This is a genomic window from Xanthomonas axonopodis (genome assembly GCF_001304695.1).
Lineage (GTDB): Bacteria > Pseudomonadota > Gammaproteobacteria > Xanthomonadales > Xanthomonadaceae > Xanthomonas > Xanthomonas axonopodis.
This window is the reverse complement of record NZ_JFAQ01000122.1, coordinates 31,886-46,236: the sequence shown is the minus strand read 5'-3', so window position 1 is coordinate 46,236 and position 14,351 is coordinate 31,886. Positions and strand designations below refer to the sequence as shown.

Below are 14,351 nucleotides of genomic sequence, written 5' to 3'. Positions count from 1 at the left end.
TGCCGGGACTGAACACCTAGGCGTGAGAGAGACGCTCCGTTCTCATTCCTGGTCAAGCGCCTGGCGCAACGGCGCCAGGAAGGCTTCGGCGCGTTCGCGCGCGCTGCGGACGCCCCCCGCTTCGGCCAGGGCCGCCACCAGGGCGCTGCCCACCACCACGCCGTCGGCATCAACGGCCATGGCAGCGGCGCTGGCCGCGTCCTTGATGCCGAAGCCGGCCACCACCGGCGCTCCGGCCCTCTGGCGCAACTGGCGCAGGCGGTCGCTGGCGGCGTGGGTGTCGAGCAGATTGGAGGCGCCGGTGACGCCGGCAAAACTGACGTAGTACAGATAGCCCTGCGCGGTGCTGCACAGCATGTCCAGGCGCTGCTCGCTGGTGGTGGGCGAGGCCAATGCGATCAGCGCCAACCCGACCTCGGTGAAGATGGTGCGCGTTTCGCCGGCTTCTTCCGGCGGCAGGTCGACCAGCAGCACACCATCCACGCCCGCGGCGACCGCGGCTTCGGCGAAGCGTCGCGTGCCATGGATCTCGATCGGGTTGAGGTAACCCATCAGCACCACCGGGGTAACGGCGTCCTCGCGGCGGAACTCATGCACCGCTTCCAGCACATAGGCCAGGCCGGCACCACGCCCCAGCGCACGCTCGGAGCTGCGCTGGATGGTGGGGCCGTCGGCCATGGGGTCGGAGAACGGCACACCCAGCTCGATCACATCGGCACCGGTGCGCACCAGCGCGTGCATCGCCGGCACGGTGGCTTCCAGCGATGGGTCGCCTGCGGTGATGAAGGGGATCAGTGCCTTGCGCCCGTTGGCACGCAGCTCGGCGAAGCGGGAATCGATACGACGCATGAAATCACTCGAACAAGGGAGGAAAGCCAGCCGCCATGGAACCTCAGGTGGCAAAGAAATACCGCATCAGTGCAAAGCACAGCGCAAACAGGTAGCCGTAGGAAAATCGATCGATGCGGAACACCGGGTCGCCGCGCCGCGCTCGCCACGCACCAAGCGCGGCCATCAGCCCACCGGCGACCATTGGCGCGATCACTACCGCTGCCAGTCGCGCGCCGTGGGTCGCCGTGAGGTGCTGCGGCAGCAGCCACAGACTGGCAGCGCCAAGCAGTGCACCCAGGATTGCGTAGCCGATTGCCGCCAGCCCAGGCGAGGGCCTGCGCTCGAACGACTCGGCGACAGAATGCAGGCCCAGTTCGACCAGCAGCTCGGCCAAGGCCTGCAGCAGCACCTCGGCCACCAACTGGATCATTCCTTCGAGCATCGCCGCATCCCTGCATCCGGATAGAGCGTTAGCCGCAGCCACGCTTAAAGCGCGATGCCCTCGCGCGCCGCGATGGTATGCACATCCTTATCGCCACGCCCGGACAGGTTGCACAACACCAACGCATCCCTGGGCAGCTCGCGCGCCAGCTTGATCGACTGCGCCACCGCATGGCTGGACTCCAGCGCCGCCAGAATGCCTTCGGTATGCGCGAGCAAATGGAAGGCGGCCATCGCCTCGTCGTCGGTGATGCCCTGGTAGACCGCGCGACCGCTGTCGGACAGGAACGAATGCTCCGGGCCTACACCGGGATAATCCAGTCCCGCGGAGATCGAATGGGTCTCGGTGATCTGGCCGTCGTCGTCGCAGATCACGTAGGTGCGGTTGCCGTGCAGCACGCCCGGGCGCCCAGCCGCGATGGAGGCGGCATGGCGGCCGGTCGCGATGCCATCGCCGGCCGCTTCGGCGCCATAGATCTTGACGCCCGGATCGTTGAGGAAGGCATGGAACAGACCGATCGCATTGCTGCCGCCACCCACGCACGCACTGATCGCATCCGGCAGCCGGCCGTAGTCTTGCAGCATCTGCTCGCGCGCCTCGCGGCCGACGATGGCGTTGAAGTCGCGCACCATGCGCGGATACGGGTCCGGGCCGGCCACGGTGCCGATGATGTAGAAGGTGTCGCGCACATTGGTCACCCAGTCGCGCATGGCTTCGTTGAGCGCGTCCTTGAGCGTGGCCGAGCCGGAGGTCACTGGGATCACCGTGGCGCCGAGCAACTTCATGCGGTAGACGTTGATCTTCTGCCGCTCGATATCGGTGGCGCCCATGTAGACCACGCATTCCAGGCCCAGGCGTGCCGCGACGGTGGCACTGGCCACGCCGTGCTGGCCGGCGCCGGTCTCGGCGATGATGCGGGTCTTGCCCATGCGACTGGCCAGCAGGGCCTGGCCGATGGTGTTGTTGATCTTGTGCGCGCCGGTGTGGTTCAGGTCTTCGCGCTTGAGCAGGATCTGCGCCCCACCCACTTCACGGCTGAGCCGTTCGGCGTGGTAGATCGGGCTGGGGCGGCCGACATAATGCTTGAGGTCCTTGTCGTATTCGGCAATGAAACCCGGATCCTGCCGCGCCTGGTCGTAGGCGGTGGACAGTTCCTGCAGCGGGCCGATCAAGGTTTCGGCGACGAAACGTCCCCCGAACTTGCCGAAGTGGCCGGCAGCATCCGGATAAGCGTAAAAGTCACTGATGGGCTGGGCCGACATGGAAATCCTCTGAAGCGATGCGTCATCCGAGAGGCGTCACTCTAGCGCAGCCGCGACATGCGATAAATCGATAAGATTGCCGCAACCTGTGACCTGGAATCACATATGAGCACCTTGCTTCCTCCGCTGGCGGCGCTACGTGCGTTCGAAGCTGCCGCGCGCTTGCAGAGCGTCAGCCGTGCAGCCGGGGAATTGCACGTGACCCATGGCGCCATCAGCCGGCACGTGCGTTCGCTGGAACAGGCATTGGGCACCGCGCTGTTCGCGCGCAAGGGCCGTGGCCTGGTGCTGACCGCGGCGGGTGTTCGGCTACGCGATGCCACCGGCGAAGGCTTTGGCGTGATTGGTCAAGCCTGGGCGGCATTGCAACGCCCGGTCGCCGAAGCGCCGCTGGTGCTGGGGTGTTCGGGCAGCTTGCTGGCGCGCTGGGTGATTCCGCGCCTGGGACTGCTGCAGCACGAGCTACCTGATGTGCGCCTGCATCTGTCGGCCAGCGAACAGCCGCCTGGCCCGGACCTGGACGGTCTGGATGCCGCCCTGCTGCTGGACACCCCGCCCTGGCCGAGCGAATGGCAGGTGCACACGCTGGGCGTGGAGTGGATCGGGCCGGTGCTGAGCCCCCAGCTCGCATCAAGCTTGCAGATCGAGGGGAGCGACCCGGCCGCGCTCGGCGATCACGCGCTGCTGCACACCCGCTCGCGCCCGCAGGCCTGGCCGGAATGGGCACAGGCGCACGGGCTGGCGCCTGCAGCCCTGCGCTTCGGCACTGAATTCGAACATCTGGTGTATCTGCTGGAAGCCGCTGCCGCTGGCCTTGGAATCGCGATTGCGCCGCAGCCGTTGGTCGCTGCGGACCTGGCGGCCGGACGCCTGCTGGCGCCATGGGGATTCAGCGCCACGCATGGCCGCTGGGTACTGTGCGCCGCCAAGCGCAACCCGGATCCACGCATCGAACGGTTGGCCGGCTGGCTAGGACAAGCGCTGGCGACAGACCAGCACACCTCGTCAATCATGGATGTGGCAACAAGTTGAGCCGCCATCGCGCACGATCGCCACATCACTGCATCGCTAGTACCGGCCCAACGCGAACGCGTACAGAGTGACGCAACTGTCGAGTGGAACCTGACGCAGTGGCGCTGCGAGCAATATGGAGCGCTTAAGGCGCCCAGGTGCAGCCGCTGCTGCGAATCCCGAATCCCAATCACGCTCACGACATGTCGTGACAATCCGCCCGCCGTACTTCCTCGACGAACTTGCGCATCTTGTGACCGTCCTTGATGCCAGGCGCCAACTCCACGCCACTGGAAACGTCCACACCCCAGGGCAACGTGGCCACGATGGCGTCGAACACGTTGTCGGCGTTGATGCCACCGGCCAACAGGAACGGACGATGCAAGCCGGTGGGCAGGCGCGACCAGTCGAAGGTCTTGCCCGTGCCACCGCCCGCGCCGGGCGCATGGCTGTCGAACAGAAAACCAGCGGTATTGGGATAGGACAATTGCAGCGTACGCGCGTTGGCGTCTTCGCCATTCACGCCACTGCTGCCCATCGGCACCGCCTTGAGATACGGCAGGTTGAAGCTACGGCAGAACGCGTCGTCTTCCTCGCCATGGAATTGCAACAAGGTCGGGCGTACGGTGCGCACCACTTCGCGCACCTCTTCCTTGGAATTGTTGCGGAACAAGGCCACCACATCGACCATCGGCGCGGTGGCCTGGCGCATCGCACGCGCCTCGGCCGGTGCCACGCGCCGTTGGCTGCCATGCGCAAAGATGAAACCTACCGCGTCCACACCCAGCTCGCCGGCCAGCCGGATATCGCCGGCGCGGGTCATGCCACAAAACTTGATACGGGTGCGGTACAGCGATCGATTCATTGGGTCACCTCAGCAGGCAGATGCCACTCTGCAGGATACAGAGGTCCGATAAACACCAGACCCTGCGGCGGCGCTGTCGGGCCGGCCACAGTGCGGTCGCGTCCGGCGAGCAACGTCGCGATCCAGTCGGCCGGCTGCTCGCCGGTCCCGACCAAAATCAGCGAACCCACAATATTCCGCACCATGTGATGAAGGAATGCATTGGCCTGGACCTGCACCTCCACCACCTCGCCGATACGCTGCACGTGGATGGCCTGCAGGTGACGGCGCGCGTGCAAGGCCTGACATTGCACGCTGCGGAACGCGCTGAAATCGTTCTCGCCCAATAAGGCCTGCGCTGCCGCATGCATGGCATCGGCATCGAGCAGGCGCCGCTCCCAGCTCAGGGTCTGCCGATACAGTGCCGGGCGAATCTGCCGATTGAGCAGGCGATAGCGGTAGCGACGCGCGCGCGCGGAAAAGCGCGCATGGAAGCCATCGGCTGCCGGCACACACCAGCGCACCGCGATCGACGGCGGCAGGCGCGCAGTGGTGCCCAGCATCCAGCCACGCGGCTCGCGGCGTGCGTCGCTGTCGAAATGCACCACCTGGCATTCGCCATGCACGCCCGCGTCGGTGCGCCCGGCGCAGACCACCTGCACCGGCGCATCGGCGACCGATGACAAGGCCGCCTGCAGGCTGGCCTGCACGCTCGGCCCGCCATGCTCGCCCAACTGCTGCCAGCCCTGGAACTCGCTGCCGTCGTACTCCACGCCCAGCGCGTAACGCATCGGTATCTGCCCTATGTAATGAATCGATGAAATCCGCGCGCCGGTCATGCCACCGCCATCGCAGGCGATTGCCAGCACAGCCGCGCCGCTGCAAAGAAGGTGAAGTGTAAGAGCAGCATCGCCCCGTGCCGAGCACGACGAGGCGCGTGCGGCCAGCGCGCAGGCGCGTGGTCAGTCGTTGGACGCGACGCTACGCTCGGACCACACGTCCAAGGTGCTGCCACCGGGCTCGCGAAAATGAAACCGGCTGCCGCCCGGAAAGCCGAATACCGCCTTGACGATCTCCCCGCCTGCGTCCCGCACGCGCTCCACCACCGGGGCCAACGCGTCGGCATACAACACCACCAATGGCCCACCCTCGGCCGGCGCTGGCGCGTCTGCACGGTAGAAGCCGCCGTCCAGGCGGCCATCGTTGAAGGCCAGGTCATCCGGGCCATAGGCCTGGAATTGCCAACCGAACACCGCTTCGAAAAACGCACGACTGGCATCCGGGTCGATCGAGGCGAACTCCACATAGTCGATCCGGCGTTCGCGTGCGGCGCTTGCCTGCGCGGCGAGGCGATCGATCGCCGGGCTCATGCCAGGCGTTCCAGCAGCTCGGCCGCTTCGGCGCGCGTGGCGTCGTCGCCGATGGCGGCAACTTCCAGCAGCAGGCCGCGCGCGGTGTCCTTGTCGCCCAGGTCCATGTAGGCCACTGCCAGTTCCAGGCGATCGCGTCCGGCAGATGCGACATCCCGACTGGCCGACGGGCTGGGCGCGGCACTCGGTGTCGCAGGCGGACGCTCGACATCCAGGCTGTCTTGCGTAGCCACCGCGACAGGGGAAGCCGTAGACGGGACATCGCGCATCGTGGGCGCGACATCTGTGTGGCGCGTTTCCACAGCCTCGGGCGTCGGGTGCGGCGCAGCCTGTGCCTCGTCGACGGGCGCGATGTGCTGCGGCGGCGTTGCCACCACCGGCGGCGTGGCACGCAGCGCGCGCCAATCGTCGCTGCTGACCGCCATGGGCGCAGCAGTCGGTTCGGACGGCGGCTCGCGACGCAGCACGTCCGATAACGGTTGGTGCGCGTCATGGGCGCGCTCTTCGTCGCGCAGATCGGCCTGCTCGAATTCGGTCTCGTGCACCACATCGCGCTCGCTGGGCTCGGTGGTTTGCGTCGCGTCTTGCGGTTCGGCGGCCTGCACCGGTGCGCCAGGCAGGACGAAGTCGAACTGCCGGCGCGGCAACGGCGGCAGCGGTGAGGGTTTGCGGCGGCGCGCAGCCAGCCACGCCACCACGGCAGCGATGATCAACACCAACCCGCCAATCAACCACAGCGGAAAACCGCCGCCCTGTTGTGCGGCCGCAGGGGTTTCCGACAGGCGTTTTTGCGCGGCCGCCAGATCGCTGTCTTTCATGGCGATCAGCGCTTGCTGTTGCTGCTTGAGCTTTTCCAGATCCGCCACGCGGGTCCGCAGGTCCTGCAATTCCGCATCGCGGGTGGCGATGTCTTCCTTGGCCTGTTGCAACTGTTGATTGGCCGCCATCTCGCCCTCGCCTTCGGCACTGGTGCCGGACGTGACGCCGGCCTTGTTGGTCTGACTCGCCACTGCAGGGGCGATTTCGAGCCGCGCGCCGTTGCCGGCCTCTGTGGCAGGCGGCGGCGTTGCGGCAGCGGAAGCGCCGGCTTCGGCCGGTTGCGGCACCGCCGATCGCGCCTGCCGCCACTGGGCGGCCTGCTCGCGCACCATCACCGCCGCTTCGGCCGCGCCGACCTGGGCAAGCGCGTCTTCCTGCGGCGTGCGCAGCACCGCGCCCTGCTTCAGGCGGTTGATGTTGCCGTTGATGAAGGCGTCCGGGTTGGTGCGCAGCAACGCCAGCATGGTCTGGTCCAGCGAATGCCCGCTGGAACGCGCCACCACCGCGGCGATCTCCGACAAGGTCTGGCCCGCGCGCACGGCCGGCAACGCATCGCCGGCCTGCGTGGCGGACGCAGCAGACGCACCGGCAGTTGCACGCGCGGCCGGTTCGGCCCTGGCATTGTCTTGCGCGGCGCGCTCGGCGACCGGCGCCGGCTCGCGTGCAATCGCATTGCTGGAACCGGCGCGCGGCGCTTCGATGGCCGGCTCGGCGATGGCGGCCGCGGTGTTGGGCGCATCGACCAAGGCGGAATATTCGCGCACCAGCCGGCCCTGGCCCCACTCCACTTCGATCAGGAAGTTGATCGCCGGCTGGTCCACCGCCTGGCTGCTGGTCACGCGGATCACCGCCCGCCCGCGCGCGTCCTGCGCGAACTGGAACTGCAGATTGCTGACCAGCCCCTGCGGACGCTCCAGGCCAACCCGCGCGAAGGTGGTGGCCGATGCCAGTGCCACGCGCGCGTTGTCGAGTTCGCCCGGCTCGTTGGAGATGACCGGGATCTCGGCCACCAGCGGTTGCCCGGGCTTGGACAGCACCCGGATATCGCCCAGTCCCAATGCCATTGCAGCGCCGCTGCAGGCCATCAGCAGCAACGCACCTATCCCTTGTATCGGACGCATCGCGCCCCCGCCCCTATGTTTCATGGGCATCAATATAGCCGCTGGATGAGCGAAAAAGTCGGCACCGTGCTGCAGAGCGCTACGACAGCGGCACTGCCGCAGTGCGACATGCAGGCGTGGCCACTGCAACCGGCAAGCACGCATGGGCGATCACACTGCGCGATGCATCAAGCGCGCAACGGCTTATCGGCAGCTTGCGTGGTGCGAAGCACGAGATGCGTGATGCCATGACATGGCGCCAATGGCGCGTCGACGGAGCCGGCAACGGAATGTGTGAGAGGCGGTCAGCAAGACTGCGCAGCGCAAGCTGCAAGGTCCTTCAATGCGCAGGGCGAGCGATATAAGGCGACATGCGCACCTGCGCATGCCTGCAGGCACGCGATGGGCAGCGCGCCTGCAGGTTGGCCTTTGGTTGAAAATCGAGCCGACCTTACATGCGTCGGCCTGCACCCTGCCGCAGCGCTTGCGCGCGGTGAGCCGCCCTGGGAAGCACATCGCGCGCCCGCACGCTCCAGCACGTGTACGGCTGGTTTGGCGCGCCGATAGCCCGCCGTCACCAGTCGTCATGCAGGTGCGGGTGGCGCGCCCAGTACCGCAGGGGCCGGGTGATGCCTGACCCACCGTGCACCGACCACGCGCCCACATGGCGGCTACGCGGTCGTTTTTGTCGTGCCCCTTAGCCTTCCTGTGCGACCAGTTCGGCCAGCTGCACGGCGTTGAGCGCGGCGCCCTTGCGGATGTTGTCGGAGACGATCCACAGGTTCAGGCCGCGCGGATGCGAGAAGTCCTCACGGATGCGGCCGACGAACACCGCGTCCTTGCCAGAGGCGTGCGTGACCGGCGTCGGGTAGCCGCCGGGCTTGCGCTCGTCCACTACTTCCACGCCCGGCGATGCAGCCAGCAGGGCACGCGCCTGCTCGACGGTGATCTTGTCGCGGGTCTCGATCGCCACCGCTTCGGAGTGGCCATAGAACACCGGCACGCGCACCGCGGTGGGGTTCACCTGGATGCTGTCGTCGCCGAGGATCTTGCGGGTTTCCCAAACCAGCTTCATCTCTTCCTTGGTGTAGCCGTTGTCCTGGAAGTCGTCGATGTGCGGGATCAGGTTGAAGGCGATCTGCACCGGGAACCGCTGCGGGTCGATGTCCTGGAAGCTCAGCAGCTCGCTGGTCTGCTTGCCCAGCTCTTCCATCCCCGAACGCCCGCCGCCGGAGACCGACTGGTAGGTCGCCACGTTGATGCGCTCGATGCCGTAGGCGCGATGGATCGGGCCCAGTGCCACCAGCATCTGCATGGTGGAGCAATTGGGGTTGGCGATGATGCCGCGCGAGCGCTGCTTGAGCGCCTCCGGGTTGACCTCGGAGACCACCAGCGGCACGTCGTCGTCGTAGCGGAACGCCGACGAGTTATCGATCACCACCGCCCCGGCGGCGGCGAACTTGGGGCCGTATTCCTTGGACACGCTGCCGCCTGCAGAGAACAACGCGATATCCACGCCGGTGGGGTCGAACTCTGCCAGGTCCAGCACGTCGACCTTGCTGCCATTGAACTCCACCTGCCCACCGGCCGAGCGCGCCGACGCCAGCGCATACAGCGTGGCGACCGGGAAGTTGCGCTCGGCCAGGATGCTCAGCATGGTCTCGCCGACAGCGCCGGTGGCGCCCACGACCGCGACGTTGAAACGACGGTTTTCGTTGCTCATGAGGTTTATCTTTATCGAAAAGGGGAAGAAGTAAGCACTGCGCGCTGGGTTCGGGGAACCTCCAACACTGGCCGCGGAGGTTCCCTATCGTTTGGTAGAAATGCTGCCGGTGACGGCGGTTTTTTTCGCGTCCACGCCGGTGCCGCCCTGTTTGGCAGCGGCAACCTCAGTGGCATTGAGCGCGCTCGGCGGATTGCCGGCATGCGGGCCCTGGCCCAGCGCAGCGATCAGGTTGTCCACCGCCAGTTGCACCATCGCGCGGCGCGTGGCCAGGCTGGCGCTGCCGATATGCGGGGTGAGCACCACGTTATTGAGCGCCAGCAACTCCGGCCGCACGCGGGGTTCGCCTTCGTACACATCCAGACCGGCACCGGCCAGACGCCCGTTCGCGAGTGCATCGGCCAGCGCCAGCTCATCGACGATGCCACCGCGGGCGATATTCACCAGCGTGGCAGTAGGGCGCATCTTGCCCAGCGCCGCCGCATCGATGATGTGGTGCGAGTCCTTGGTGTACGGCAACACCAGCACCAGGTGATCGGACTGCACCAGCAACGTCTCCAAATCCACGTACTGCGCGCCTAGCGCCTGTTCGGTGGCGGCCGGCAATTGGCTGCGGTTGTGATACAGCACGCGCATGCCGAAACCGTGCGCGCCGCGCCGGGCGATGCCCTGGCCAATGCGCCCCATGCCAAGGATGCCGAGCGTGCTGCCGTGGATAGCGGCGCCGAGCATGGTCTTGAACGACCATTGCCCCCACTGCCCGTCACGCAGCCAGCGCTCGGATTCAGTGATGCGGCGCGCGGTGGCCATCAGCAGCGCGAAGCCGAGATCGGCGGTGGTTTCGGTGAGCACGTCCGGCGTGTTGCTGGCCAGGATGCCGGCCGCACTCAAGGCGTCGATGTCGAGATTGTTGTAGCCCACGCCGACATTGGCAATGGCGCGCAGCTGCGGCGCCGCCGCGATTTCGGCCGCGCCGATACGCTCGTTGAGGGTGATCAGGGCACCGTCCAGCGGTGCCAGTTGCGCAGCCAGCTCGGCCGACGAATACGCGCTGACTTGCTTGGTGGTGGTCAACTCGAAATGCTCGCCCAGCTGTGCGACGACATCGTCGAACAGCGGCTGGCTGACCCACACCTTGGCGCGCCGGCGGTCAGACATCGACCTGACCGGGAATGCGTGGCGACACCTCACCCACATCGCCGCACTGCGCACGGTGGCGCAGCGCCTGGTCCATCAGCACCAGCGCCATCATCGCCTCGGCGATCGGGGTGGCGCGGATGCCCACGCACGGGTCGTGCCGGCCGGTGGTGATGACATCGACCACGCTGCCGTCGGCATCCACCGTGGCGCCGGGCAGGCGCAGGCTGGAGGTGGGCTTGAGCACCATCGAGGCGGTGACCGCCTGGCCGGTGGAGATTCCGCCCAGGATGCCGCCAGCATGGTTGCTGACAAAGCCTTCCGGGGTGATCAGATCGCGGTGCTCGGTGCCCTTCTGCGCTGCGCTGGCGAAGCCGTCGCCGATCTCCACGCCCTTGACCGCATTGATGCTCATCAGCGCAGCGGCCAGTTCGGCATCGAGCTTGCCGTAGATCGGCTCGCCCCAGCCTGCCGGAACGCCGCCGGCCACCACGTCCACGCGTGCACCGACCGAATCGCCGGATTTACGCAGCGCGTCCATGTAGGTTTCCAGCTCCGGCACCTGCGCGGCATGCGGCCAGAAAAACGGGTTGTCTTCCACCGCATCCCAATCGAAACCAGCGGGACGAATCTCGCCCAGCTGCGACAGGAAACCGCGTACCAGCACGCCATACCGTTGCTTGAGCCACTTCTTGGCGATCACGCCAGCGGCCACACGCATGGTGGTCTCGCGCGCCGACGAGCGCCCGCCGCCGCGCGGATCGCGAATGCCGTACTTCTGCCAGTATGTGTAATCCGCGTGGCCGGGACGGAACTGCTGGGCGAGATTACTGTAGTCCTTGCTGCGCTGATCTGTGTTGCGGATCAGCAAGCCGATCGGCGTGCCGGTGGTGCAGCCTTCGTACACGCCAGACAGGATCTCGATCTCGTCGGCCTCGCGGCGCGCGGAGGTGTGCCGGCTCTTGCCGCTGGCGCGGCGCTGCAGGTCGTGAGCGAACTCTTCGGGCGCCAGCTCCAGGCCGGGAGGGCAGCCGTCGACCACGCAGCCGATTGCCGGCCCGTGCGACTCGCCAAAGGTGGTGACAGTGAACAGCTTGCCGAACGAATTGGCACTCATGCGCGCAGGCTCATCGCTGCGCGGCCAGCTCGGCGATGCGGGCGCCGTGGGCGATCAATTCGCCGCATTCCACCGCGAAAATGCCCATCTGCCCCACCTTGAACTCGACCCAGGCCAGATCCACTTCCGGCAGCAGCTTGACCAGGTGCTGCTCGGACTCGCCCACTTCGCAGATCAGCAAGCCGTCTTCGCTCAGGTGCTGCGGCGCATCGCGCAGGATCTTCAGCACTAGGTCCAGGCCATCGTCGCCGGCGCGCAGGCCGAGTTCGGGCTCGTAGGAATACTCCTGCGGCAGCGCGTCGGTTTCGTCGTTGGTGACGTACGGCGGGTTGGTGACGATCAGGTCGTACTGGCGACCGCCCAGACCGGTGAACAGGTCCGACTTGAGCAAGGTGACATTGTCGGCATGCAGGCGCGCCTTGTTTTCGGCGGCCAGCGCCAGCGCATCATCGCTGATGTCCACGCCATCCACATCCCACTGCGGGTTGTAGTGGCCCATCGCGATCGCGATACAGCCCGAACCGGTGCACAGGTCCAGCGCGCGCGACACTTCGCGACCGCCCAGCCAGGGTTCGAAGCCGGCTTCGATCAGTTCGGCGATCGGCGAACGCGGCACCAGCGCACGCGCATCGCTCTTGAAACTCAGGCCGGCAAACCAGGCCTCGCCGGTGAGATAAGCGGCCGGCACGCGCTCGGTGATGCGGCGCTCGAACAGACCGAGCACCTGCTCTTTTTCCGAGCGCAGCAAGCGCGCCTGGCCATAAGCGGGGCCCAGATCGTGCGGCAGATGCAGGCTGTGCAGGACCAGTTGGGTGGCTTCGTCCAACGCATTGTCGTAGCTGTGGCCGAAGGTCAGACCGGCTGCGTTGAAACAGCTGGTGCCGTAGCGGATCAGGTCGATGATGGTGTGCAGTTCGTCGGCCGCGGCGGCAGTCATGGCAACAACTAAACAGGAATCGGTCCCCGATTATAGAGGTCGGATCGGTATCATGAGCGTCTGTTGCACTGGAAACCGCCATGTTCAATCGCAATACCGGCATCGTGCTACTAGTGGCCCTGGCCGCTGGCCTGGGGATGTTGCTAGGCCAGAGGTTCCTTGGCGGCGCGCCCAGTTCGCCATGGCCACTCACCAAGACCATCACCTTTTATCCGCAGCCGCGCCCGCTGCCGCAATTCAGCCTGCGCCAGTCCGACGGCACCCAACTGGTACCCGGCGAGCTCAAGGGGCATTGGACGCTGGTGTTTCTGGGCTTCACGTTCTGCCCCGACGTCTGCCCCACCACCTTGATCGATCTGGCGGTGGCGCAACAGCAATGGGAAAGCATTCCCGACGGCTTGCGCCCGCGCGTGCTGTTCGTGTCGGTGGACCCGCAGCGCGACCCGCCTGCGCGCCTGGGCGAGTACGCGCACGCCTTCCACAAGGACACCCTGGCCGCCACTGCCGACGTGCCGGCGCTGGAGCGCTTTGCCACCGCGCTGGGCTTCGTGTTCCAGAAGGTGCCGGGCAAGGGCTATGCGCAGAATCCCAACGACTACAGCATGGATCATTCGGCCGGCATCGCCGTGCTCGATCCGCAAGGCCGTCTGGCCGGGTTGATCCGTCCCCCGCTTGATCCGAAGGCGATCGCCGCCGACCTCCAACAGCTGACCAAGGTAACCGCTCCGTGAGTCTCGTCACTTCCCTGACCTACGTGCTGCCGCACCGGTTGCTGTCGTCGCTGGCGCGCGCGCTGGCTTGTTCGCAGACCCCATCCACCAAGCAGTGGTTGATCGATACGGTCACGCGCAAGTTCGGCGTGGACCTGAGCGAAGCGCAGGAGCCGGATCCGCGCGCCTATCCTACCTTCAATGCGTTTTTTACCCGCGCCTTGAAGGCCGGCGCGCGCGTGCCGGATGCCGACCCTTCGGCAGTGCTGATGCCGGCCGACGGCCGCATCAGCCAGCTCGGCCCGGTCGAGAACGGCCGCATTTTCCAGGCCAAGGGGCAGTCGTTCACTGCCGCAGAATTGCTCGGCGACGAAGCCGCGGCAGTGCCCTTCAACAACGGCCTGTTCGCCACCGTGTATCTGTCGCCCAAGGACTATCACCGCGTGCATATGCCGTGGACCGGCACCCTGCGCGAAACCGTGCACGTGCCCGGACGGCTGTTCAGCGTAGGTCCGGACGCAGTACGCAATGTGCCGCGCCTGTTCGCGCGCAACGAGCGGCTGGTCTGCCACTTCGACACCGACTTCGGCCCGATGGCCTCGGTGATGGTGGGGGCACTGCTGGTCTCCGGCGTGGAGACGGTGTGGAGCGGCGTGGAGATTCCGCGCTACGGTGACCGCATCACGCGCAAGGATTACCGCGGCAAGGGCATCGTGCTGGAAAAGTTCGCGGAGATGGCCAGGTTCAACTACGGTTCGACCGTGATCGTGTTGCTGCCGCCGGGTGTGGCCACGCTCGATGGCAACCTTGCGGCCGAAACATCGGTTCGTCTTGGCCAGGCACTCGCGCGTCGTCAGTGAATTGCAACGACGCCGTCGTAGCAGCGGAGCTGGCCGCGACCAGGCATTCCCGAGAACGCGTCGCACACCCGGCCGCCGTTTTCCCAGCCTCGATTTGAAAACACGCTGCCCGTGCCGGGGCTACCGGGAACGGCTTTGACGCGGCCTGACCTGCCCCACGCAAGCGGGTCAGGCCGATGCGCACCGCC

Annotated in this window: 14 protein-coding genes; 3 read left to right on the top strand and 11 right to left on the bottom strand. The window is 66.6% G+C overall.

What is annotated here, in order from left to right; all coding sequences use genetic code 11:
* Positions 1-42: 42 nt before the first annotated feature.
* From trpA to trpB, 3 genes are read right to left on the bottom strand one after another with little or no spacing between them, the layout of a single operon-like run.
* Positions 43-849, bottom strand: a complete 807-nt coding sequence (trpA, locus tag XAXN_RS12030; RefSeq protein ID WP_054319714.1) for a tryptophan synthase subunit alpha — start codon at positions 847-849, stop codon at positions 43-45.
* Between the two features lie 43 nt (positions 850-892).
* Positions 893-1,273: a hypothetical protein gene (locus XAXN_RS12025; RefSeq protein WP_054319713.1), complete on the bottom strand. Its 381-nt coding sequence runs from the start codon at positions 1,271-1,273 to the stop codon at positions 893-895.
* 44 nt (positions 1,274-1,317) lie between these two features.
* On the bottom strand, positions 1,318-2,535 hold the full coding sequence (gene trpB, locus XAXN_RS12020) for a tryptophan synthase subunit beta (protein ID WP_042822946.1): 1,218 nt from the start codon (positions 2,533-2,535) through the stop codon (positions 1,318-1,320).
* Between the two features lie 105 nt (positions 2,536-2,640).
* Here trpB and XAXN_RS12015 point away from each other — a divergent pair, with 105 nt between their 5' ends.
* Positions 2,641-3,567, top strand: a complete 927-nt coding sequence (locus XAXN_RS12015) for a LysR family transcriptional regulator (RefSeq protein WP_054319712.1) — start codon at positions 2,641-2,643, stop codon at positions 3,565-3,567.
* A gap of 175 nt (positions 3,568-3,742) precedes the next feature.
* On the opposite strand, the gene XAXN_RS12010 is transcribed toward XAXN_RS12015, so the two are convergent.
* From XAXN_RS12010 to prmB, 8 genes are all read right to left on the bottom strand, one after another.
* Positions 3,743-4,411 (bottom strand): phosphoribosylanthranilate isomerase, encoded by a 669-nt coding sequence (locus XAXN_RS12010; protein ID WP_054319711.1) that lies wholly within the window; start codon positions 4,409-4,411, stop codon positions 3,743-3,745.
* Entirely contained in the window at positions 4,408-5,181 is a 774-nt protein-coding gene (gene truA / locus XAXN_RS12005; protein WP_054319710.1) for a tRNA pseudouridine(38-40) synthase TruA, read from the bottom strand. The genes XAXN_RS12010 and truA overlap by 4 nt, the downstream gene beginning before the upstream one ends.
* A 171-nt stretch (positions 5,182-5,352) precedes the next feature.
* Positions 5,353-5,760 (bottom strand): VOC family protein, encoded by a 408-nt coding sequence (locus XAXN_RS12000; protein ID WP_054319709.1) that lies wholly within the window; start codon positions 5,758-5,760, stop codon positions 5,353-5,355.
* The gene (locus XAXN_RS11995) at positions 5,757-7,700 is read right to left on the bottom strand and encodes a motility hub landmark protein FimV (RefSeq protein WP_485129856.1); all 1,944 of its coding nucleotides are present in this window, start codon (positions 7,698-7,700) and stop codon (positions 5,757-5,759) included. The genes XAXN_RS12000 and XAXN_RS11995 overlap by 4 nt, the downstream gene beginning before the upstream one ends.
* A 676-nt stretch (positions 7,701-8,376) precedes the next feature.
* Positions 8,377-9,402, bottom strand: coding sequence for an aspartate-semialdehyde dehydrogenase (locus XAXN_RS11985; protein WP_054319707.1), 1,026 nt, complete (start codon positions 9,400-9,402; stop codon positions 8,377-8,379).
* Positions 9,403-9,486: 84 nt separating this feature from the next.
* Positions 9,487-10,560 (bottom strand): 2-hydroxyacid dehydrogenase, encoded by a 1,074-nt coding sequence (locus XAXN_RS11980; RefSeq protein WP_054319706.1) that lies wholly within the window; start codon positions 10,558-10,560, stop codon positions 9,487-9,489.
* Complete coding sequence (gene aroC / locus XAXN_RS11975) at positions 10,553-11,656, bottom strand: chorismate synthase (protein ID WP_054319705.1); 1,104 nt, start codon at positions 11,654-11,656, stop codon at positions 10,553-10,555. Before aroC ends, XAXN_RS11980 begins: the two co-directional genes overlap by 8 nt.
* Before the next feature lie 10 nt (positions 11,657-11,666).
* Entirely contained in the window at positions 11,667-12,593 is a 927-nt protein-coding gene (gene prmB, locus XAXN_RS11970) for a 50S ribosomal protein L3 N(5)-glutamine methyltransferase (RefSeq protein WP_054319704.1), read from the bottom strand.
* Between the two features lie 80 nt (positions 12,594-12,673).
* Between prmB and XAXN_RS11965 the strand changes: the two genes are divergently transcribed.
* Positions 12,674-13,324 (top strand): SCO family protein, encoded by a 651-nt coding sequence (locus tag XAXN_RS11965; RefSeq protein WP_054319703.1) that lies wholly within the window; start codon positions 12,674-12,676, stop codon positions 13,322-13,324.
* Positions 13,321-14,163, top strand: coding sequence for an archaetidylserine decarboxylase (gene asd / locus XAXN_RS11960; protein ID WP_054319702.1), 843 nt, complete (start codon positions 13,321-13,323; stop codon positions 14,161-14,163). The genes XAXN_RS11965 and asd overlap by 4 nt, the downstream gene beginning before the upstream one ends.
* Positions 14,164-14,351: the final 188 nt, after the last annotated feature.